The organism is Pseudomonas sp. JL27(2026) (assembly GCF_056933555.1).
The window spans coordinates 2,357,134-2,378,547 of the sequence record NZ_CM167794.1 but is presented as its reverse complement, the minus strand read 5'-3'; the positions used below and the strand labels follow the sequence as shown (position 1 = coordinate 2,378,547).

General features: G+C 61.5%; 19 protein-coding genes and 1 pseudogene. 19 read left to right on the top strand and 1 reads right to left on the bottom strand.

Annotation, left to right across the window (positions count from 1 at the left end; genetic code table 11):
* Window positions 1-92: 92 nt before the first annotated feature.
* From AC1Z1G_RS11035 to AC1Z1G_RS10950, 18 genes are all read left to right on the top strand, one after another.
* A complete protein-coding gene (locus AC1Z1G_RS11035) occupies window positions 93-1,445 on the top strand; it encodes a UDP-glucose dehydrogenase family protein (RefSeq protein WP_483626950.1) in 1,353 nt (450 codons plus the stop codon).
* Entirely contained in the window at window positions 1,442-2,524 is a 1,083-nt protein-coding gene (locus tag AC1Z1G_RS11030; protein ID WP_483626949.1) for an NAD-dependent epimerase, read from the top strand. Before AC1Z1G_RS11035 ends, AC1Z1G_RS11030 begins: the two co-directional genes overlap by 4 nt.
* The gene (locus AC1Z1G_RS11025; RefSeq protein ID WP_483626948.1) at window positions 2,521-3,267 is read left to right on the top strand and encodes a sugar transferase; all 747 of its coding nucleotides are present in this window, start codon (window positions 2,521-2,523) and stop codon (window positions 3,265-3,267) included. The genes AC1Z1G_RS11030 and AC1Z1G_RS11025 overlap by 4 nt, the downstream gene beginning before the upstream one ends.
* Window position 3,268: 1 nt before the next feature.
* Entirely contained in the window at window positions 3,269-3,916 is a 648-nt protein-coding gene (locus AC1Z1G_RS11020; protein ID WP_483626947.1) for a CpsD/CapB family tyrosine-protein kinase, read from the top strand.
* 23 nt (window positions 3,917-3,939) lie between these two features.
* Window positions 3,940-4,968: a polysaccharide biosynthesis/export family protein gene (locus tag AC1Z1G_RS11015; protein WP_483626946.1), complete on the top strand. Its 1,029-nt coding sequence runs from the start codon at window positions 3,940-3,942 to the stop codon at window positions 4,966-4,968.
* A 20-nt stretch (window positions 4,969-4,988) separates the two neighbouring features.
* Complete coding sequence (locus AC1Z1G_RS11010) at window positions 4,989-6,581, top strand: GumC family protein (RefSeq protein WP_483626945.1); 1,593 nt, start codon at window positions 4,989-4,991, stop codon at window positions 6,579-6,581.
* The gene (locus AC1Z1G_RS11005) at window positions 6,566-7,666 is read left to right on the top strand and encodes a glycosyltransferase family 4 protein (RefSeq protein WP_483626944.1); all 1,101 of its coding nucleotides are present in this window, start codon (window positions 6,566-6,568) and stop codon (window positions 7,664-7,666) included. Before AC1Z1G_RS11010 ends, AC1Z1G_RS11005 begins: the two co-directional genes overlap by 16 nt.
* Complete coding sequence (locus AC1Z1G_RS11000) at window positions 7,663-9,033, top strand: O-antigen ligase family protein (protein WP_483626943.1); 1,371 nt, start codon at window positions 7,663-7,665, stop codon at window positions 9,031-9,033. The genes AC1Z1G_RS11005 and AC1Z1G_RS11000 overlap by 4 nt, the downstream gene beginning before the upstream one ends.
* On the top strand, window positions 9,030-9,998 hold the full coding sequence (locus AC1Z1G_RS10995; RefSeq protein ID WP_483626942.1) for a glycosyltransferase family 2 protein: 969 nt from the start codon (window positions 9,030-9,032) through the stop codon (window positions 9,996-9,998). The genes AC1Z1G_RS11000 and AC1Z1G_RS10995 overlap by 4 nt, the downstream gene beginning before the upstream one ends.
* On the top strand, window positions 9,991-11,127 hold the full coding sequence (locus AC1Z1G_RS10990) for a glycosyltransferase family 2 protein (protein ID WP_483626941.1): 1,137 nt from the start codon (window positions 9,991-9,993) through the stop codon (window positions 11,125-11,127). Before AC1Z1G_RS10995 ends, AC1Z1G_RS10990 begins: the two co-directional genes overlap by 8 nt.
* Window positions 11,128-11,136: 9 nt before the next feature.
* Entirely contained in the window at window positions 11,137-12,138 is a 1,002-nt protein-coding gene (locus tag AC1Z1G_RS10985) for a polysaccharide deacetylase family protein (protein ID WP_483626940.1), read from the top strand.
* On the top strand, window positions 12,138-13,442 hold the full coding sequence (locus AC1Z1G_RS10980; RefSeq protein ID WP_483626939.1) for a lipopolysaccharide biosynthesis protein: 1,305 nt from the start codon (window positions 12,138-12,140) through the stop codon (window positions 13,440-13,442). Before AC1Z1G_RS10985 ends, AC1Z1G_RS10980 begins: the two co-directional genes overlap by 1 nt.
* Window positions 13,439-15,376, top strand: a complete 1,938-nt coding sequence (locus AC1Z1G_RS10975; protein ID WP_483626938.1) for a hypothetical protein — start codon at window positions 13,439-13,441, stop codon at window positions 15,374-15,376. The genes AC1Z1G_RS10980 and AC1Z1G_RS10975 overlap by 4 nt, the downstream gene beginning before the upstream one ends.
* Window positions 15,377-15,475: 99 nt before the next feature.
* Window positions 15,476-16,165, top strand: a complete 690-nt coding sequence (locus AC1Z1G_RS10970) for an N-acetyltransferase (RefSeq protein WP_483626937.1) — start codon at window positions 15,476-15,478, stop codon at window positions 16,163-16,165.
* Window positions 16,166-16,170: 5 nt separating this feature from the next.
* Window positions 16,171-17,376, top strand: coding sequence for a GNAT family N-acetyltransferase (locus AC1Z1G_RS10965; protein WP_483626936.1), 1,206 nt, complete (start codon window positions 16,171-16,173; stop codon window positions 17,374-17,376).
* A complete protein-coding gene (locus AC1Z1G_RS10960; protein WP_483626935.1) occupies window positions 17,348-18,139 on the top strand; it encodes a ChbG/HpnK family deacetylase in 792 nt (263 codons plus the stop codon). Before AC1Z1G_RS10965 ends, AC1Z1G_RS10960 begins: the two co-directional genes overlap by 29 nt.
* Window positions 18,140-18,408: 269 nt before the next feature.
* Window positions 18,409-19,443, top strand: coding sequence for a hypothetical protein (locus AC1Z1G_RS10955; protein ID WP_483626934.1), 1,035 nt, complete (start codon window positions 18,409-18,411; stop codon window positions 19,441-19,443).
* A gap of 44 nt (window positions 19,444-19,487) precedes the next feature.
* Entirely contained in the window at window positions 19,488-20,096 is a 609-nt protein-coding gene (locus tag AC1Z1G_RS10950; protein WP_483626933.1) for a hypothetical protein, read from the top strand.
* 61 nt (window positions 20,097-20,157) lie between these two features.
* On the opposite strand, the pseudogene AC1Z1G_RS10945 reads toward AC1Z1G_RS10950, so the two are convergent.
* A pseudogene (locus AC1Z1G_RS10945) lies at window positions 20,158-20,858 on the bottom strand (alpha/beta hydrolase).
* Window positions 20,859-21,214: 356 nt separating this feature from the next.
* Here AC1Z1G_RS10945 and AC1Z1G_RS10940 point away from each other — a divergent pair.
* The gene (locus AC1Z1G_RS10940) at window positions 21,215-21,403 is read left to right on the top strand and encodes a DUF1843 domain-containing protein (protein WP_483626932.1); all 189 of its coding nucleotides are present in this window, start codon (window positions 21,215-21,217) and stop codon (window positions 21,401-21,403) included.
* The last annotated feature ends 11 nt before the right edge of the window (window positions 21,404-21,414 follow it).

Sequence of the window (21,414 nt, the reverse complement as noted above, 5' to 3'; positions counted from 1 at the left end):
TCAGTTTGCTGACACGGATTACCGAGGCTGGGCTATACCCATTTTGACAGTCTCAATTGAGTTACATCCACCGGTTTACGAGGCACGCCAATATGGACGTGAGCGTATTTGGTACGGGTTACGTTGGCTTGATACAAGCAGCGGCCCTGGCGGACGTTGGGCACCGGGTGTTGTGTGTGGACATCGACCCCAACAAAATCCGGCAGCTGCAACAGGCGGTCCCTCCGATCAGTGAACCGGGCCTTTCCGGCACGCTGGAAGAGAACATCAAGGATGGTCGTCTGCTGTTCACCACCCAGGCCAGTGATGCTGTCGCTCACGCCGAACTGATTTTCATCGCCGTCGGCACCCCCGCCGACGAGGACGGGTCGGCCGACCTCAGCCACGTCCTGGCGGTCACCCGGCAAATCGCCAGTTGCATGAACGCCGACCGGACGCTGATCATCAAATCCACGGTGCCGGTCGGTACTGCCGATCAGGTCACTGCTGCCGCCCGCCATGAGCTGAATCGGCGTGGCCTGGAGCAGCTCAACGTGCGCGTGGTCTCCAACCCGGAGTTCCTCAAGGAAGGCAGTGCACTGGCCGATTGCATGCGCCCGGACCGGATCATCGTCGGCACCACAGACGAAGAAGCGCGCAATCAGTTGAGCGAACTCTACGCGCCGTTCTGCCGTAACCATGAAAAGCTGATGTTCATGGACAACCGCAGCGCCGAGCTGACCAAGTACGCAGCCAACGCCATGCTGGCGACCCGCATCAGTTTCATGAACGAACTGGCCAACCTCACCGAGTTACTGGGCGCCGATATCGAGGCGGTACGTAAAGGGATTGGCTCGGACCCGCGCATCGGTTATCACTTCATCTACCCCGGCTGTGGCTTCGGCGGCTCGTGCTTCCCCAAGGACCTGCGCGCCCTGCTGCACACCGCCGAACACAACGGCATGCCGCTGCGCCTGTTGCGCAGCGTCACCGACGTCAATGACAGCCAGCGGCACATCCTCTTCAGCAAACTGCGGGCGTATTTCCCGAACGGTTTTGCCGGCAAGAAAATCGCTGTCTGGGGGCTGGCCTTCAAACCCAACACTGATGACATGCGTGAAGCCCCGAGCCGCTACCTCATGGAAGCGCTATGGCAGGAAGGCGCAACCGTGCATGCGTTCGACCCTGAAGCCATGTCCGAATGCCGGCGCATTTACGGTTACCGCGATGACCTGCACCTGTGCGCGACGCGCGACGACACCCTGGAAGATGCCGACGCCCTGGTGATCTGCACCGAATGGAAAAACTTCCGGGTGGTCGATTTCGAGGTGCTGGCCGGCAAGCTGCGCGCACGGGTGATCGTCGACGGTCGCAACCTCTACAACCCCGAACAGGTGGCTGCGGCGGGTCTGCACTACAGCGGCATCGGCCTGCGCAAAGTTGCCCCCGAGGTCTCGACACCATGAAAGTACTGGTCACCGGCGCGGCCGGTTTCATTGGCGCTCATTGTGTGTTGCGGCTGCTGCGCGACGGCCATCAGGTGTGTGGGCTCGACAATTTCAACAATTACTACGACCCCCAGCTCAAGCATGACCGGGTGCGCTGGGTACAGGATCAGGCGGGGGATTTTGCGCTGGCACGGGTAGACCTGGCCGACAGCGTGGCGATCAATGAACTGTTTGATCGCGAGCAACCCGAAGTGGTCATCCACCTCGCCGCACAGGCCGGCGTGCGCTATTCACTGGAAAACCCCAGGGCGTACCTGGACAGCAACCTCACGGGCTTCCTGAATATTCTCGAAAGCTGCCGTCACCACCCGGTGCGCCACCTGATCTACGCCTCGTCCAGTTCGGTCTACGGTGCCAACCAGCACACGCCTTACTCGGCCCATGACGGCGTGAACCATCCGCTGTCCCTGTACGCGGCCACCAAAAAAGCCAACGAGTTGATGGCCCACAGCTACAGCCACTTGTATGGCCTGCCCTGCACCGGCCTGCGATTTTTCACGGTGTATGGCCCTTGGGGACGCCCGGACATGTCCCCGATCCAGTTCGCCCGGGCAATCAGCGAAGGACATCCGCTGAAGCTGTTCAACTACGGCGAACACCAACGTGATTTCACCTACATCGACGACATCATCGAAAGCCTTGCACGCCTGCTCGAACGACCACCCAAAGTCGCACCGGCGTGGGACCGCGAACACCCGGATCCCTCGACCAGCATGGCGCCATGGAGGATCTACAACATCGGCGGCGAACGCCCGGTGGAACTCAAGGACTACGTGGCATTACTGGAAAAACACCTGGGGCGAAAAGCCCGGGTGGAGTTGCTGCCCTTGCAGCCGGGGGATGTTCTCAACACCTACGCCGATGTCCATGAGCTTGAACACGACACCGGCTTCCATCCCCAGGTCGAGCTCGACGAAGGGCTCGGCCGCTTCATTGCCTGGTTCCGTGACTACTACCCGCTGTCCATCGCCCAGACGGCGCTCGCCGGCGAGTCGTTAGTACGCACAGAGCCAGTAAAACAGCGGAGAAGTCTATGACTGGTCATGAAAAAGGTGTGCCGCTGCAACACCTGCGCCGCGACAAACGCCTGGACCCCGAACATCGCATGCGCCTGGACGCCGCGATCCACATGCAAGGCCGTGGCTGGATCACCGGACGCGACGGCGGCCGTCCCTGGACGCTGTCGCGAACCAACCGGGTCGTCGCCTGTTTCGGTGCCCTGGTTTTGCTGGTGCTGTTATCGCCGGTGTTGCTGGGGCTTGGCCTGGCCGTCAAGTTCAGCAGCCCGGGCCCGGTGATGTTCGTACAAAAACGCACCGGTTATCGCGGCCGCGCCTTTGGCATGTACAAGTTCCGCACCATGGTGGCCAACGCCGAGGAGCTCAAGGAGTCGCTGCGTCACCTGAACAAACACGGGGCCGACGCCATTGATTTCAAGATCGACAAGGACCCGCGAATCACCGGCATCGGCGGTTTTCTGCGCCGCAGCAGCCTCGACGAGCTGCCGAACCTGATCAACGTGATCACCGGCGACATGCGCCTGGTGGGCCCACGCCCAACATCGTTCAACGCCTACCGGTACAAGGACAACCACCTGGCCCGCCTGAGCATCTACCCCGGCATGACCGGCCTGTGGCAGATCTCCGGACGCAGCAACATCGACTTCGACCAGCGCGTGGAGCTCGACCTGAGCTACATCGCGGAACAGAGCCTTCTGCTGGACCTGAAAATCCTGCTCAAGACCCCCTTCAAAGTTTTCAGCGGCCACGGAGCAAGTTGAGATGGACGGTTCAACCACCAAAGGCTTGACCATCGCAAACCCGAGCGAGACCAACCTGACCTCGACTGTGCTCGACTCGGACCTACGAACCTTGCTGCTGACCGCCGCCAACACGGACTCCGGCACCAGCACCAGTGCCCTGGCCCTGGCCCGGCAACTGGCCGAAATGAGCAGCGGCCCAGTGCTGTTGGTCGATGCGAGCCATTCGACCAACAACCTGAGCCAGCAACTGGGCCTGCAAAAAGAACGCGGGTTTTGCGACCTGCTGTTCAACACCGATAGCCCGCCCTTGCTGCAGGACTGCATCGTGCAGGTCTCCAGCCTGCCCTTCCATGTGCTGCCCAACGGGCGTCATACCCGCAACGTCGAGCGTCTGAACCCTGAAACGTTACGCCCGCTACTCAAGCAACTGGGGACGCAATACCGCTTTGTAGTGATCGACGGCGACGCGGTGTATTCAGCGGCCGACACCCTGGTCATCAGCACCCTGGTGGACGGTGTGGTGCTGGTGGTGCGCGCCGAAGAAACCCGCTGGGAAGTGGCGCAGGCCGCCACCCAGCGGTTGACACAGGCGGGGGCCAAACCGGTGGGCTGCATCTTCAACCGACGCAAGTACTACATGCCCAAATGGCTCTACAACAACCTGTAAAACAGCAGCCAAAGGATGACGATATGAACGCGAAATGGTTTGCCCTGCTGTTGCTACCTCTCGCAGGTTGCTCCAACTACAACGAAACCCAAACCATGCCGGTGCAGATCCTCACGGCCCCACCCGCCAATGCCCAGGCCACTGACATGCCCAGGGTCGAACAGACCCTGCGCCCCGGCGACAAACTGGATGTGATTTTCCATATCAGCACCAGCGGCTCGGCGGCTTACCGGGTTCAGCCCGGCGACCAGATCGGGTTGAACTTCACGGCCGCCAGCCAGCTCAACGGCAACCAACTGGTGCTGCCGGACGGCACCATCCAACTGCCCGGCGCCAATACCTCAGTAAAAATTGCCGGTTTGACCAGCGAGGAGGCGCGCGATGAGATCCAGCGGACTTATCAACGCAAAATGCTGTTCCAGCCCAATCGCAACCAATTGACCGTACAGATCATCAGCCCGCTGACCAACGAGCAGAACCTCAAAAACGCATTGAATCACCCTGCCACCGGCATGAGCCGGGAGATCACCGTGGGCAACGACGGTTATGCGAGTTTCCCTGAAGTGGGGGCGGTTGCGCTGCAAGGCATGACCGTCAGCCAACTGGAAACCTACCTCAACAAACGTTACGAGCAACTGCCGGGAAGGATGACCGTCGATGTGCTGCTCAAGTCCACGCAAGGCAACGAGGTCTATGTGCTGGGCGAAGTCGCTCAGCCCGGCGCCTACCCGGTTCGCCGCCCAATCTCGGTGCTCGAGGCCCTGACGCTGGCCCGTGGCGCCAACAACAAGGCCCGGCTCGACTCGGTGGTGATCATGCGCCGCAACGGCAATCAGGTGGAGGCGCGCCACTATGACGTCGACGCCGCCTTGTCCGGCGATGCCAGCCAGATCGCCTACCTGCAACCCGAAGACATGCTGTTTGTCCCCAAAACCAGACTCGCCAGCGCCGGGGAACTGGCCAGGCAACTGGCAGATGTCGTGCTGTTCCAAGGCTTCGGCTACAGCTTCACCTATCAAGTCGACAACAAAAGCGGCAACAACAATCACTAACCTTGTGCGGGTGCCCGACCATGAATCCCAAGGAAAACTACCTGCATGAATTCTTCAGGATCTTCTTCGCCAACAAGCAGTTGGTGAAGCGAGTCTTCCTGATCTTTGCAATCATCACGCTGCTGCTGCCGCTGGTGCTCAAACAAAGCTTCGACATCACGGCCCAGGTGATCGTGCAGTCGAAAAAACTCTCCCAGGGCGATGCCACGACATCGCTGACCCAGGACAACGCGACGTTCATTCCGCCATCCCTGGCGGACATGGAAACCGAAGCCAATATCCTGCGTTCGCCAGCGCTGATTCGCCAGACCATCAGCCAGTTGCGCGAAAAAGGCGAGTACACGCCGACACCGGGGCTGTTTGCCAGGCTGGTGACTGACCCGTTACGCAAGGTCATCGCCAACCCGCTACGCGAGTACGTGATCAACCCCGTACGCAAACTGGTGGGCCTGGAGGTCGACCCGGTACGTGATACCGCTCTGGATGGGCTCACGCAACTGGCCATCGACAACCTCAAGATCGAAACCCTGCCCGGCTCCAACGTGATTTCGATTATCTATGCCTTTGGCGATCCGGTGCAGGGCACGCGATTCGTCGCGCAACTGTTGCAGAACTACCTGCAGAACCGTCAGGAATTGCAATCGATAGACCTGCCGCAGACTTTCTACGAACAGAAAAAATCCCAGTATCAGGTGCGCCTTGATGGTCTTGAAGGCACGCGTCTGGCGCTGCTGGAGAGCATCGGATCGTCCGATCCCAAGGAAGAAATCACCTTCCGCCTGAACGCCATCAACACCGAAGAACAGGCGCTCAACCTGTTCCGCGATCGCTTTCTGCAAGGCCAGCGCTGGCTTGAGTACCTCAAGACCAACCTGGCCAATGCCAGCAGCTCCAAACTCAACGACTACACCTTCCCCTTCACCTTCACCACTACCGTGGGCGACGTCGCGTATGAGGACCGGGAGATCAAGCAACTGGGCGAACAACTGACCACCCAGGTCAGCCGCTACATGAATGACCTGGCCGTATTCCAGCCAGGCAGCGAACCCATGCTGCTAACGCGAGAACAGATCTCCCGAACCCGCCAGCAGTTCCTGAAAATCGTCAGCAACCGGATCCAGGAGCGTACCAATGACCTGGCGATCATCAGCTCGGTGATCGATCAGAAAACCGCGCGCATTGCCGATTACAAGAACCGCATCCACCAGTTGCAGGAAACCCAAAGCAAACTGCGGCAGATGGACACCGAGATCGACGCCCTGCACGCGGCCTTCTCCACCTACGCCCAGCGTTTTGCCGAAAGCAGCACCGCACGCCTGCTCGACAACGACCTGTCTAACGCACGGATCCTCAGCCCACCGTATGAGCCGACCGATCCCACGTTTCCCAAACCACTGCTGGTCATTCCGTTCGGCTTGTTCACCGGCCTGTTGCTGGCGATTGCCCTGGTCTACGTGCGTGAGTTCTTCGACCATCGCTTCAAACACCCGGCGCAAATCAGCCATGAACTGGGCCTGCCAGTACTGCTGGTCCTCAACGACCAGAACACCGACAAACCCAACCCGCACCCGAACTGGTCAGTGCCGAGCTTCCTGTATTGGGTGCGCAATTGAACGGGCAACCCGCCTCTGCGCTGCCGATCATTCATCTGCTCAGCAGCGGCGGTTTCTACGGTGCCGAGCGGATGTTACTGGACCATTGCCTGGCGACGCCGGGCCAGCATCAAGTGCTGTTTCTCGATGCCTCGCCCGCGTTGATTGCACGGTTCCGTGACGCCGGGGTTGATTGCCGTGGCTGTGCGAGCCTGAGCGAGTTGTTGCAGTATTTGCGTCAGCGGCGTAACGAACGTCCGCTGATCAACACCCACAACTTCAAGGGCCTGTTGTTTGGCTGGGTCGGCGCCAACTTGTTGCGCCTGCCGCTGGTGATTACCCAACACGGGTTCACCCCGCGCAGCCGCAAGCAAAAGTTCTACACCTGGCTGAGCCTGCAACTGTGCCGCACGGCATCCGTGAACCGGGTGGTCTGCGTTGCCGAAAGCATTGCCGCACTGTGTCGGCACGCCAGCGTGCGCTCGGAAAAACTGCAAGTGATCCCCAACGGCCTGCCGACTGCCAGTACGTCGTTTACCCACGTCACTGATCGTCAGCACTGGCTGGCCGGTTATGTCGGACGATTAAGCAGCGAGAAAGGTCCCGATCTGTTTCTCGATGCCCTGATTCCGTTGTGTCATCAACATCCGCAACTCCACGCGGTGATGCTGGGGGACGGTCCTGAACGTGGCGCTTTAATGGCGCGAGTCAAAGCCGCCGGATTGCAGGAACGCATCACCCTGCCGGGCTACCAGACCGACATGCGCCCCTGGTGGACCCGGCTCGATGCGCTGGTCATCAGTTCACGCACCGAGGGCACGCCAATGATTCTGCTGGAGGCGATGCAGTCGGGCGTGCCGGTGGTGGCGTTTGGCGTTGGCGGAATTCCCGATGTGCTGGAAGATCACCACAACGGCCTGCTCGTCGAGCCCACCGACAGCGCCGCACTGGCGCGGCAGATCGAAACGTTGCTGGACCAGCCGCAGTTGGTACGCACCCTGACCGACAACGCCCGCCGCACCCAGCTCGATCGCTACGACCTGTCGGCCCTGGCTGAACGCTGGTCGCAGCTGTATATCCGCACGGCACAGGAGGCACGCGCGTGATTTTCCCTCTCTCGGTGGTCAGCCTGCTGGGGCTGGTGTGCCTGATCCTGCTGGCAAGCCCCTGGCCTTACCTTGCCCCGGGGGTAGTGGTCGGGCTGGTGGGGCTGGCGGTGTTGTTCCGCCGTCCGGCCTGGGGCCTGCTGGGCATCGTCGCCTTGGTGCCGCTTGAAGGCCTGTTCAAGGACAGCACCCTGTCGGGTTCGAAACTCGTCGGCGCCGCGCTGGCGTTGATCCTGACCCTGCAACTGGCCGTGCACAAATTGCCGGTTGATCGCCTGTACAGCAACCTGTGGCGATTTCTGACGTGGTTCATGGTCCTGTACTTCCTGAGCATGCTGATGACCGATGACCTGAGCATGTCCATGGTCCATTTGCGTGAACTCAGCGTCGGCCTGGTGCTGTTCGTGATCACCTTGCTGATCGGCCGCGAGCTGAACCTGATGATGTTCTGTCGGCTGGCAACCCTGAGTGTGACCCTGACCTGCATCCTTGCGATGTTCTCCAGCAAGTACCAGGACCAGGGTCGCGCCTCTGGCCTGCTCGAAGACCCGAACGCTTTCGCCATGCTGATCGCCTTCGCTGTCCCGCTGGCGCTGCTGCTGGTACTCAAAAGCCCGAACCTGCTGCATCGGCTGTTCTGGAGTGGTTGCTGCCTGCTGTTGCTGGGCGGCATGACCAAGACCGAATCCCGTTCCGGGCTGGTCGTGTTGTTTATCAGCCTGGTCATCGGCGTTTACCACTACCGTGCGCAACTGCCACGCATTCGTCCACGACACCTGGGGTTTGCCATGCTCGGGATGGCTATCGCCATTCCCTTGGCGTTTTACGCGATGCCCGCCGGTTACATCGCGCGCATCCAGTCCCTGAGCGTGCTCAGCGCCGGTGCCAGTGGCCATAACGATGAATCCCTGGGGCGCCGCGCCTCCTACATTGTGGTCGGCGGCCAGATGATCCGCGAGAACCCGTTGCTCGGCTCGGGCCCCGGCACCTTCGCGCTGCATTACGCCACCACCGGTTACGCCAAGGCGTTCTCGGCCAACCGCAAGATCGGCGACCTGTATCGCCGCGCGCACAACACCTACCTGGAAATCTTCACCGAGCTGGGCATTCCTGCGGGGCTGCTGTTTGTTGGCATGCTCGCAATGTCTCTGTTGAACATCTTGCGCGCCCGCCGTGCCTGGTTGCAGCGCCATGACTGGGAGCAGTCCGACATGCTCACGCACCTGGGCATAGGATTGCTGTCGCTGACCCTGTTTTTGATGTTCCTCAGCGCCCCGGCCCAGAAGTACCTGTGGATCATGCTCGCCCTGTCCTGGGTATTGCGTCAGAAAGCCGAGCAAAGTCCGTGGCCGGAGGCCAGGCCATGAGCCGCGTCAGTATCGTGATCCCGATGTACAACGAGCACCAGCATATTGGCCGGACCTTGCAGGCTGCTCAGATGGCCGCACGTTTTGCGGGGCTTGAGTGCGAACTGATCGTGGTCGACAACGGCTCCCAGGATGAAGGCCCGCAGATCGCTCGCCGCTTCGGTGCGCAAGTCCTGAGCCTGCCGGGCCTGCAAATCGGTGCGCTGCGCAATCGCGGCGCGGCCATCGCGACCGGTGAGTGGCTCGCGTTCCTCGATGCCGACATCGAGATGCCGCAGAACTGGCTGACACTGCTGATCGATCTGGAAGCCAGTGGCCTGGCCGATGTCGCCGCCCTGGACCTGCACACGCCCGCCGAAGCACCGTGGTTTGCTCAGGCCTGGCAGCGCCGCACCTTGCGCCCGACCAGTCATGCATCACATCGGGTGCAATGGCTGACCACCGCCAATCTGTTGATGCGCCGTGAACGTTTTGTGCAGGCTGGCGGCTTCGACGAAAACCTGCGTACCAGTGAAGACAAGGACCTGACCATGCGCCTGGGCGAGGCTGGGGCAACCTTGCTGACGGTCAATGAAAGTGTCGCGCTGCATTGGGGCTACGAAGGCAGTTGGCGCGAGTGGCTGGGCAAGGAACTGTGGCGCCAGGGCAGCCATTTGCAACTGCTGCGCACCCACGGTGTGAGCCTGCGCCTGCTGCGTTTCCCGATGCTGTCGATCGGCGCCTGGGTGCTGGATTTCATGGCGATCTCCGCACTGCTTGACGGTATGCCGCATGTGGCGCTGGTGATGCTGTTCATCACCAGCCTGCCGGCGCTGGCCCTGAGCCTGCGCCAAAGCCTCAAACATCACGACTTCAAGCTGACGTTGCAACTCTGGGGGCTGCACTGGGTGCGCCTGCACCTGGCCGGGGCGGCGTTCATTCTCAGCCTTTGTCATTGGAATGCCAGGAGGCCAGCCCGTGGCTAAGTTTATTTTCTGGTTGTGCCTGTTGCTGCCGGTGTACGCCTACCTGGGTTACCCGCTGCTGCTGGCGGTCGCTTGGCCGTTTTTTCCTCGACACCGGCCAGCCCCCTTGCCTGCGCAACGGGTCAGCGTGGTGGTTGCCGCGCACAATGAGCAACGCAATATCGAGAACAAACTGCGCAATCTGCTGGCCCAGGACTATCACGCCGCCAGCTTGCAGATCATCGTCGCCAGCGACGGCTCCACCGATCAGACCGTAGCCCTGGCGTACAGCTTCAACGACCCGCGCATCGAGGTGCTCGACCTGCCGCGCCAAGGCAAAAACAGTGTATTGAACGCAGCTGTCAACCACTGCACAGGCGATATCCTGGTGTTTACCGATGCCGATGTTCACTGGCTCGACGGCACCTTGCAGCGGCTGCTGGCGCCGTTTGCCGACCCTGAGGTCGGGGGTACCGTCGGCAACATGAACATCCCCGTCCCAGGCAAGGGCCTGAGCCTGGGCGAAAGCCTGTACCGCCACTACGAAGCCTGGCTGCGCCGGGTGGAAAGCCGCACCGGTTGCACGGTCTCGGCCGACGGTGCCCTGCAGGCGTTGCGCCGCGAGCTGTACCAACCGATTCCAGCCCTGGTCAACGACGATTTCTATATCAACACCTGCGCACCGGTCGCGGGCAAGCGCGTCGTCTATGTCAACGACGCCAAGGTGCTCGATCAAGGCGTGGACGAGGCCGACCGACAGTTCAGCCGCCGCCAGCGCGTCACCGTCGGCGGCCTGATCAGCCTGGCGGCCCGGCGTGAGCTGCTCAACCCGCTACGCCATGGCCTGTACGCCATTGCGTTGATCAGCCACAAACTGATCCGCCGGCTGGCGCCGGTACTGTTGCTGCCCTTGCTGGTGGCCAACCTCTGGCTGCTCGATGAGCATGGATTCTACCGCCTGACCCTGGCCGCCCAGTTGCTCGGCTATGCCTTCGCCGTGGCCGGCCTGCTGGACGTGCGTCACCGCTTGCCCAAGCCATTTCGCCTCGCCGCGTTCGTGCTGGTGACCCTGGCCGGCATGAGCGTCGGCCTGTGGCAGTTCTTGCGCGGGCACAGCTACAACCAATGGAACCCCGACCAGACTCGATGAGTGGCTGACATGCCGATCAAGACCAGTATCAAGCGGGCCAGCGGCTGGTTGTACCTGAACTCCCCTCTGGGCCGCCGTCAATTGCGTGGTGCCGGGGTGATCCTGATGTTGCACCGGGTGCTGGCCGACGACCGTGCGGCAGCACTGCCCCACCGCAATGAACTGTGCGTCGGCCCCTTGGCGTTCGACCACTTGCTGGGCTGGTTGAAACGCTATTTCGACTGCGTGTCGCTGATGGAGCTGTTACAACCCCGCGCCCCGGCCTCAAGCCGCCCACGTGTGGCCCTGACCTTCGACGATGGCTGGCGCGACAACGCCTTGAACGCCTTCCCGTTGCTGCAAAAACATCAAGTGCCGGCGAGTATTTTTCTGTCCACGGACTTCATCGGCAGCCGCCAGCGCTTCTGGTGGGAAAGCCTGGGTGAAACCCTCTGGGGCAGCCACGGCGACGGCCCGCGCCAACACCTGATCGAACAACTGCAACGTGTCGAACGAGCGTTGCCGAGGACGTTTCTCGGCGAGACCGACGAACAACGCCGCAGCCTGGCGTTGGCGCATCATCTTCAGAGCCTCAAGTCCCTGGCGCCCGACGTGCTCAGCGACCTCACCGACGCGTGCCCGCAAGAGTCATTGCCCCAGGCGCTGGACTGGCAGCAAGTGCGCACCCTGGAGGACTCCGGGCTGATCAGCTTCGGCCCCCACGGTGCCAGCCATGCGATCCTTACCGGTCTCGATGATGTGCGTCTGGAACAGGAACTGAGCCGCAGCCACGCGGCCTTGCAACAAGGCTGCCAGCAACCGCTGCCGGTCTATTGCTACCCCAACGGTGACCACGACCAACGGGTGCGCCAACGCTTGGCCGCGCACCGTTATCCCTTCGCGCTGGGCACCGGCACCGGCCTCTACCGCGGCACCGGCGATCCACTGGCGCTGCCACGTTTCGGCGTCAGCCAGCGCAATGCCAGTCGCCCCGAGTTGCTGGCCTGGCGCATCAGCCAAGGAAGTCGCTGATGAACCGCAACCATTACCTCAAGCACCTGGCGTTGAGCATGGGCACCAAGCTTGCAATGATCGGCCTGCGTCTGCTGCGCAACGTACTGCTGGCACGGATCCTCGGGCCCAGCGAGCGTGGGCTGTTCGCGCTGCTCAGCACACTGCCGGACCTGATCAGCGCAGCCACCAGCGGCGGGCTGAATTCGGCGGTCGGCTATCAGGCGGCAAAACAACGACCCATGGGCCTGCTGCTCAGCCAGGTGCTGGTGTTCGGGTGTCTGCTGGCCGGGTTGCTGACGCTGCTGGTCGTGGCGCTGGTACGTGAGTTCGGCAGTGAACTGGACATCACCACCCAACTCGGCTTGCTGGCCTGGCTGTTGCTGCTGGCCGTACCGCTGACCGTGCTCAAGAGCGGCCTGTTGACCCTGCACAATGCTTGCGGCGGGGTGGTCGCGTTCAATGCCTTGCGGCTGATCGAATCGCTGGCTCCACTGCTGCTGTTTCTGGCCCTGTTCTGGATGTGGAAAAGCGCCGCGCTGGAAGCGGCGCTGATCAGCTGGCTGGCGGGCATCAGCCTGGTGGTGCTGGCCGGTTGGATCTGGTTGCGGCGCGACAACCCGTTGCAGTTGCAATGGGACCGCGCCGGGCAAAACGAACTGCTGCGCTACAGTGCCCGCAGCCATCCGGACCTGCTGTTCCAGCAAGTCATCCTGCGTTCCGACTACCTGTTTATTGGCGCCCTGCTCGGCAGCACCGCGCTGGGTCATTACGCCATGGCCAGCGCCGCCGCCGAGTTGCTGCTGATCGTTCCGGAGGCGGTGACCACGCCCCTGATGAAGCGCTTGCTGCAACAGGAACAGGGCATCGAGCGCCTGACCCCACTGGCCTTGCGCCTGACCGCCACGGTGATGCTGGGCGCCTGCCTGAGCATGGCGCTGATCGGCGAATGGTTGATCGTCACCCTGTTCGGCGTGGCCTATCAACCGGCGTACCCGGCCTTGCTTGCATTGCTGCCGGGGCTGTTGGGGCTGTGCTACGCGAGCATTCTGCGCCTGGACCTGCTGGGCAAAAACCGGCCCGGCAGCATTTCCTTGCTGATGGGCCTGGGGGCGCTGCTCAACCTGGCGCTGAACCTGCTGCTGATCCCTCCCTATGGCATCGTCGGCGCAGCGGCGGCCTCGTCCGTTGCCTACCTGGCGGTGACTGTCGCGTTGTTGGTGTTGTATTGCCGACTCAGCGGTGTATCGGTCTGGCAAACCCTGATTGTCCTGCCCAGCGACCTGGCCCCGGTGCGCCAGATGCTCGCACGGAAATCGGCATGAACAGCCTGGCGCGGCTGTTGACGTTCAGCCTGACTGCCAGCCTGGGGCTGAGCGTTCACGCCGCGCCGATGCGCTGGGCCGAGATTCGCGATGGCAGCCTCTACCTGCAACCGAGTCGCGCCGACACCCTGACGGTGAGCTGGGTGCCGGCGTGGCAAGCCGACGCCAACGAAGAACACCTGTACCTGCTCGACGGTCAGGGCACATTGCAAGGCGAACGGCAGATCAGTGCCGATGAAACCCGAGGTAGCCAGAGCTGGCCATTGGCGCCCAGCGCCGCCAGCTATCGGCTGGAGATTCCCGGCTACAGCTTCCGCCGCTATCGGGTGGAACACGATGAGCAAACCGTCGCGCTGTTCGCACCCGCCAAGGTTCACTTCAGTGCTGAAACCCACGACGGTGACGAGCTCTATTTCAAGATTGCCCCCGGCGAACACGCGGTGCTCGCCGGCAAATTCCATGGCGGCGTCGGCACCCTGCAAGCGCAGCGCGTGGCCGATGGAAAATCACTCAGCCTGACGCTCAAGCCTTATCGCGGTTACTGGCAATTCGATCAACTGGTGCTGCCCAGCGACGCGGTCGAGCAAGTCTGGCGCCTGCGCCTGCAAGGCAACGGCAAAGTGGCGTTCTGGCTCGACGGCACCGCGAATCTGTTCGCGCAAACGCCGCAACAACTCAAGCCCTTGCGCCAGGACGACGGCCAGACCCGGCTCACCCTGCACAACGAGGTCAAGGGCAACACCCCGGACCTGGGCCTCGCCCTGCCCTACGTGCTGCCGCCGCCCACCAGTTTCCCGGTGCTCGATGCCCTTAAGCCCAAGGCCGGGAGTTATTACAGTTTTGTCGACGTGACGGCCAGGGAGCCACACTACGAAGACCGTTTCCGTCAGCTCTATCAAGACCGTTTCGGCATCACTCAGGACATCACCCTGCTGGCCGGCACCCAGCGCAAGTCCGACCTGCACGCCGACGCCATGAGCAACGCCGGCCTCGATGCCTGGCTCGCCGGCACCCGTGCCCTGGGCGGCAAGGGCTTGCATTACATCGCCTTCGCCGATGAGCCGAACCTCAATTACCCGGACTTCGCCCAGTACCGTAGCCTCTTCACCAGCATGGCGCGTCAAGTGCGCAGCAACCCCGCCAACTTCAAGGCCGGCGTACGCATCGCCATGCCGGCCAGTTCTCGGCTGATCAACGGCCCATTGGCCGATAACGCGTCAGACAAACGCGGTCTGGAATGGGCGAAGCGGTTGCTGGCCGAGTCCGGTGACAGCATCGATGCCCTGGCCTGGCACGACTGGATGATCCGCGACCTGCTCGCCACCCGGGTCTACCGCGACAGTGTGCGCCGCGCCGCCGAGCTGGTCGGCCTCGATTCGCAAGGCCGGCCGCGCAAGGCGTTGTTGCTGGACCAGACCAATATCTCCAGCGGTTCGAGCCTGAGCCCCTACGATCAGGAAACCCATTTCGCCTCATTGTGGTGGGCGTCGGTGGCCATCAACTCGGCCCAGGACGGCCTGCTGGACATGCTCAACTGGTTCCAGGCAGCCGACGAAACCGAATACCCCAAAGGCATGCTGCGGGTGCTGGGCGAGAACCACTTCGAGCTCAAGCCTGTCGGGCTGGCCCAGCAGTTCATTCAGCAGCACTGGCTGGACAAGGTTCTGCGCCTGGACAACGACGCATTCGAGGTCGATGTGCTGGCCATGTCGACGCTCCAGCAACGCAGCCTGCTGGGGGTGAACAAAGGCACGCGCCTGCAACACGTCAGCCTCAGCGGCGGCGATGCCGCGTGCCAACCGGGTAAAGGCACACTGGTGTATTTCGGCGCCGACAGTCGCAGCCGGCCCGCCACCTTTCACTGTCAGCAGGGCCAACTGAGTTTTGAACTGCCCGGCGAAACCCTGTTTGCCCTGAGCTGGAGCGCCATATGAAACGCTCCACCGAACGCCTTGTCTTGCAGTCCGCTGGCCACGCCTTGCGTGAATCCGGTGTAGCTGCTCTTTCAGCGACCTGCCCCATCAGGAGGCACCATGAGCGCATTGCAGAAACTCAATGAGCACGTCAAGCAAAAAGGCCTGCGTGCAACTTTCAACACACTGTGGAAGCGCTATGTGTTTTTCCACTGGGAATTGCTCTGGATGGAGCGCGACCTGGTCAGCCCGGTGCCGCCGCATAACCTCAAGCCCTACCCGCCGCTGCGCCTGGAAACCATCACCACGAGCAACGTCGAGGCGTTCGGCAAGTACTTTGGCGATCGCATTGAAACCATGCGCGAACTGGCCGCCGAAGGTCACACCGGGCACATGTACCTGGACGATCAAGGGGATGCGGCGGCGTTCATCTGGGGCAGCGCACGCAACTATCACGACCGTCATTACTACGGCTGCTGGTTCCCGGTGAAGGCTGGCGAGTTCTTCGAATTCGGCGGCGAGCTGACACGTGCCTACTGGGGCACCACGTTGTCGGTGGATTTGCAGCTCAACCTGTGGAAAGCCATGCAGGAACAAGGCTGCAACAAAGTGGTGGATGTCTGTGAGTTTCACAACATCCCGGCCCTCAAACTGCACATCCGCATGGGCTATCAGGAGCAAGGACGGATCATGAACGTATACGGGCTATTCGGACGCTGGCGCTTCTACCGCGAAACCCGCTACAGCGGATCGCGGCTGGACGGATTGCGCAAACCTGCGCAGCCACCTGTCACCGCACCGGCGGCCTGATCGTCATGGCCGTGCGATTTGAATGGCGGGCATCGCTGTGCACCGGGGATTTCCCGGCGAACGCCTACGAGGCCTTGCGCCTGGACGTGACAGAGCACACGCCGTTCAACTCATTGGCCTGGCTCTGCGCGGCCGAACATGCGCTGACCGGGGACCAACGCTTGCAGGTGTTGCTGGCCTGGGAGGGCGAGCGATTGAGCCTGTGCCTGCCACTGGTGGCGTCCCGCGAGCGCTTCGCCGGGCTGGCGTTTCGCGTGTTGCACCACCTCGGTTACCCCTTGGCCGATCGCATTGCACTGCTCAGTACGCTGGACGCGGCGCACACCCGCCAGGCCCTGGGGGAGATCCGTCGGCACATGCCCCACGCGCTGTTGCAACTCAACGAACTGTCGGAACCCACCGGTGAAGAAAGCACCTTGGCCCAATGGATGCCCCTCAGCTCGACCGGCGAACGACGCCTCAGCTGTCGGGTGCCTGTGCACCTGATCAGCGACAGCGACCATCAGGAGGTCAGCGGTGATCCGCGCTACAAACTGCGCCGCGCACGCAAGCGTATTGCCGCGTGCGGTGCGCAAGTCAAACGCCTGACACCGGATGCGACAACCATGGGGCCGCTGCTGCATACGTTGGGCGAGGTTGAAGCGGTCAGTTGGAAAGGCGATGAAGGCGTCGGGATCTTTTCTGAGGCCCGCCACCGACGATGGATCGAAGAAGCCTTCACCGCCCTCGCGGACCGAAACCTGGTGCGGGTGGTGGTGCTGGAACTCGACGGGCGTTGCATCAGCTATCGCCTCGGGCTGCTGGAGCAGGGTCGGCTCTATGACTACAACCTGGCGTTTTTGCCGCAGTACGCCGACCTGGGCAGCGGCCGGGTGTTGCTCGAAGAGTGGATCCGCTGGGGGCTTGAAGAGCACTGGCGATGGATCGACGCCTCACGGGTCAGCCTGGAAAACTCAAGCCATCAACTGCATGAACGCATGACCGGCCAGTTCGAACACTGGCGCTGGAGTTTCTATTCGTGGCGCCCCGACGGCCTGTTTCTAGGGTTGGCCTTGCGGCTCTGGCATCACCTCAAACCGCGACTGCAACGATGGCGCACCCGCCCCCCGGGAAAACCGGCAACCGTGGCGCCCGTGGCCGATGCCCCAAGCGCACCATCCATTTCCCGGCAGGAGGACGAACATGCCTCACCACGTCATAGTCAACGCTGACGACTTCGGCCTTAGCCCCAGCGAAAACGCCGTGATCCTGCGGGCGTTTCAGGCCGGGGTCATCAGTTCCGCCACCGCCATGGCCAACATGCCGGCGTTCGAAGCGGCCTGTACGCTGGCACAACAGCCGTTGCTCAAAGGGCGAGTGGGCCTGCATTTCAACCTCACCTATGGCCGGCCGCTCAGCCAGGCAATCGTGCAACGCCGGACCTTCTGCAACAACGAAGGCGAATTCGACTTGAACCTGCCCCGCCACCGCCTCTGGCTCAGCCGCGCCGACAGCGAGGCGGTGCGACAGGAACTTCAGGCGCAGTGGCAGCATTGCCTGGATCATGGCCTGCGCCCCAGTCACCTGGACTCGCACCAACACGTCCACAACATCTGGCCCATTGGTGAGATTGTCGCCCGTTTTGCCGCCCGGCAAGGCGTGCCGGTGCGTTTGGCGCGCAACCTGGGGCAAAACCTCAGCGTACCCAAACGCCTGTTCAAAACCTTGCTCAATCGTCGACTGCGCAGCCTCGCCGGCGCCACCGCCGACTACGTCTGCACCCCGGTTGACCTGCGTAATGCCGCGCCGCCGACCGACGGTTTGCTGGAGATCGTCGCCCACCCCAACAACCTGGGCGAGGACTTCGGGGATGCCTATCTGAACCACGGCGAGTCCCTCAGCGCCCTGCTTGAAAGACGTCTGGCCGGGGTATCCCGGGTGGCTTACAGCGCAGTGCTCAGGGTGCCTGCGACGTCGGAATCGGCAGCGCAGTAACCCCTCGTCAAACGCCAAGGGAGTGGGCGACTCAAGACCTCTGAATCGCCTCCCGCCCACATCTCCGGTTGAGCAAGGGAGTAATTCCCTTCATGCTACGCGCCCTCAAAAAACCCGTTCATCAGGCCTTTCAGTCGCAAGCCCCTGCATTGAACGGCGGCTCGACTTGATTTCCCCGGTACGCAAAAAGCGCCCTCTCCCGCAGACCGCTTGATGGATCGCACCCGGTACAGCACGCAATCCGTTTTTCTGAACAAGGATCGACATCAGTGAAATCCCCTCGTATGACCCGCCTCGGGCAACTGGCCCTGACGGGCGCGCTTCTGGCCTTGCTGAGTGGCTGTGAAGAACCACCTTCGGCCCCGCCTGCCCCGATTGAACCGCCTGTCGTCGAGTTTCCAAAAACCGGCAAGGACGGCTCGACTGTCGAGTATAGGGCCGAGGTATCGCAATTGCGCGAAACGAAAATGGGCCCTTATGGTGGTCAGTTCGCCAAGGAAGGCGCGATGGACTTTGGCCTGACACTCACGGCCCAACACCTGCCGGACGGCCAGTGGATGCTGGAAGGTAGAATCCCCTACATCGTGATCTCAGAGGCAGTCGGGCCCTTGATGTTCACGCTGGACACCCGCGATCCGGTTGCCGAAATGGACGACACCGCCGACCTGGAACTCCAGCTCGTTCATCCCGGGCTGAAGTCTCCCGACCACCCGCTCAACGACACACTGAATGTGCTCAAGACGTTGACCCGGCAGCCCTTCCAGATTCGCCTCAAACCCGATGGAAGTTTCGACAGCCTGCAGAACTACCCGCGCCTGGAGCAGTTGGACCCGTCGCTGAAAAAACTGAAAAAAGACAAACGCGCGGACCGCGAGCAATACGTCGCCGAACTGCTCGATGTCCTTACCCCCCAAGACGCCGAGTTGATGTTCTGCCTGTTGTTTCCCGGCCGTGAGCAACGCCTGGTCGGTAACACCGCGAACTGGCAAGGCACCTGCCCCCTCAAGGGCGAGAGGCGCCCAATGGCGTTTGATGCCACTGGGGTCATGGACTCAGCCCGCGCCACCGTCCGCTATCACACCCGCGAAGGACGCCAGGATGGTGAGCACTATTACGGTTTTTCCTACTCGGCAACGTTGAGCGACTGGATGGAGATGGCTGATTTCAACCTCAACCGTAGCGTCAGCACCTCCAGTGAACTCCGGGGGGCCGGGAAGACCATCACGACCCACTCTCGACGCTCCGGGGTCCAGTTGCGTCGAATGGCCGAGCCTGCGCAAACCCCTCCCGCCGAGCAGCCCTGAGCCTGTCGGATCAACGTTTTTCCCCCTCACGGAAGACCCACACTATGCTTCGCACCAAGGTTTCAGGATGGATATGGCTGTACTACGCGCTGAGTCTGACAGCGATAGGCGGGATCATCGCCAACCTCGGATACTCTAGTTGGCAACTGATAAAACCGACGAACGCTGGCGGTATCATGTTTGCCGGGGGCTTCGATTTTCTAGTGGATCTCATCCGCTGGGTAACCGCCTCCACCGGGCTGCTGCTGGCGATCGTGCTGCGGCTGCCGGGCTATCGGCTTGCGTGGATAGCGGCCGGCGTCTTTCCGGTGGTCATGGGCACCTGGTGGTACTTCAACTACCCGGACAATGCGCTGGGGAATTTGCTGCTCTCGCCAACGCCCGAGGACATCAGTCGCGACATACTGCTGGGGGCAATGTTGCTTCTCAGCGTCATATTTATCCCCAAGCGCAAGAAACCGCCTTCGCAGGTTCGCCTTATCGTGCAGTTGAAGACAGCCGTCGCGAGCGTGTTCATCGCGCTGTTCTTGGGCTTGCCCTTGTACCTCGCGTTGCGCGAGCCCTTGCCCGACTGCGCCCACGACAAGGACGGGCGCCAGTTGACGTTGTGCATTGGTGCCAATGCGTTACCCACCACTCTGGTGCCTGGTTAACGGCCGATATCCAAAAACGATCAGGCCCGGCGCAAGGCCGGGCCTGATTGATACCTGCGCGTTACTTCTTCACTGACTCCCTGGCCGCTTCATCAATGAGGGCGGCCACCTCGGGCGCTTTCGACGCGAGCGAGGCATGGCTCGCCGTCAACGTAATGACCTTTCTGGCGTTCAACCGCGCAGACATCCGCTGCTGATTTTGCGGTGCAATCATCCGGTCCTCGCTGGAGATCTGATACCACGAGGGTTTCTTCTTCCAGGCCGGGTTGCTGATCGTGTCGCCAAAGGTACTGGCCAGCGGTGCTTTCTGGGTGATGCCCATCACCAGCCCCTCGGCCTCGGGCAGATCCTGGCAGAAGCTTGTGTGATACAGCTCAGGCTTGACCCACAGGTAACCGTCGCTGTCCGGTACCAGATTGGCTGCCGCTGCCGGCAGACTCTCCTGCGTGATCCCGCCAGGGCTCTCTCCGGCGTCCGGGGCAAATGCAGCGATGTACACCAGCCCCACTACACATTGGGCTGGTCACCCGCCTCGGTAATCACCGCGCCGCCATACGAGTGCCCGACCAGCAGCACCGGGCCTTGTTGCTGGGCAATCATCTTGCGCGTGCGTTCTGCGTCGTCTGCCAGCGAGGTCAACGGCAACTCCACCGCACGAATGGACCTGTGCCCCATCCGTACCAGTTCGCCGATCACCCTGCTCCAGTGCGCAGCCCCGCCCCAAAAACCATGTACCAATACAATCGTCGGTGTATCGCTCATCAGGTTGCTCCCAATATGACGGACAGGAAGTACGGACCACCTCTGTTTTCACCGCTTATAGTGTTACAGCCGCCGGTGACTTTACAGATAAAAATCACACAATACTCCCCCCCGCAAACCCCATTAGCTATAACGGCACTACTTTCTTATGAAGAACGGGCTTACCCCATAAACCATAATAGCCAAACACACTATAAAAGCACCCACTAAAAACAAACCGCAATTAATAGCCAGACAACTAACAACCCACTTAAAGTTATTTGACCACCCTGCATTGCATAATTATTGACGGCTGCTTAACTCCATGAACTGCTAACTCAAGCAGCGTTTTTTTTCATACCACGGAAGGGAACGTCATGAGCAATACGCCCCGTCACACCATGCCCCCTTATGGGACTGCTATTCAAAGCGCGATTTCGGCAGGCGACCTGTCGCAAATGAGAACCCTGCTGAAACAGCGCGAATCGTCCCCCTCGGAACCCAAAGAACTAAAAGCTGCTTACGAGAAGTTGTCAGCGGAAGTCGCTCGTTTGGAAAAGCACTAACGCTGTGTCCA

Bases quoted from the DNA above. Each gene is read 5' to 3' on its own strand.
- AC1Z1G_RS11035 (WP_483626950.1), top strand. From the start codon at position 93: ATGGACGTGAGCGTATTTGGTACGGGTTACGTTGGCTTGATACAAGCA.
- AC1Z1G_RS11030 (WP_483626949.1), top strand. From the start codon at position 1,442: ATGAAAGTACTGGTCACCGGCGCGGCCGGTTTCATTGGCGCTCATTGT.
- AC1Z1G_RS11025 (WP_483626948.1), top strand. From the start codon at position 2,521: ATGACTGGTCATGAAAAAGGTGTGCCGCTGCAACACCTGCGCCGCGAC.
- AC1Z1G_RS11020 (WP_483626947.1), top strand. From the start codon at position 3,269: ATGGACGGTTCAACCACCAAAGGCTTGACCATCGCAAACCCGAGCGAG.
- AC1Z1G_RS11015 (WP_483626946.1), top strand. From the start codon at position 3,940: ATGAACGCGAAATGGTTTGCCCTGCTGTTGCTACCTCTCGCAGGTTGC.
- AC1Z1G_RS11010 (WP_483626945.1), top strand. From the start codon at position 4,989: ATGAATCCCAAGGAAAACTACCTGCATGAATTCTTCAGGATCTTCTTC.
- AC1Z1G_RS10995 (WP_483626942.1), top strand. From the start codon at position 9,030: ATGAGCCGCGTCAGTATCGTGATCCCGATGTACAACGAGCACCAGCAT.
- AC1Z1G_RS10985 (WP_483626940.1), top strand. From the start codon at position 11,137: ATGCCGATCAAGACCAGTATCAAGCGGGCCAGCGGCTGGTTGTACCTG.
- AC1Z1G_RS10980 (WP_483626939.1), top strand. From the start codon at position 12,138: ATGAACCGCAACCATTACCTCAAGCACCTGGCGTTGAGCATGGGCACC.
- AC1Z1G_RS10975 (WP_483626938.1), top strand. From the start codon at position 13,439: ATGAACAGCCTGGCGCGGCTGTTGACGTTCAGCCTGACTGCCAGCCTG.
- AC1Z1G_RS10970 (WP_483626937.1), top strand. From the start codon at position 15,476: ATGAGCGCATTGCAGAAACTCAATGAGCACGTCAAGCAAAAAGGCCTG.
- AC1Z1G_RS10965 (WP_483626936.1), top strand. From the start codon at position 16,171: ATGGCCGTGCGATTTGAATGGCGGGCATCGCTGTGCACCGGGGATTTC.
- AC1Z1G_RS10960 (WP_483626935.1), top strand. From the start codon at position 17,348: ATGCCTCACCACGTCATAGTCAACGCTGACGACTTCGGCCTTAGCCCC.
- AC1Z1G_RS10950 (WP_483626933.1), top strand. From the start codon at position 19,488: ATGCTTCGCACCAAGGTTTCAGGATGGATATGGCTGTACTACGCGCTG.
- AC1Z1G_RS10940 (WP_483626932.1), top strand. From the start codon at position 21,215: ATGAGCAATACGCCCCGTCACACCATGCCCCCTTATGGGACTGCTATT.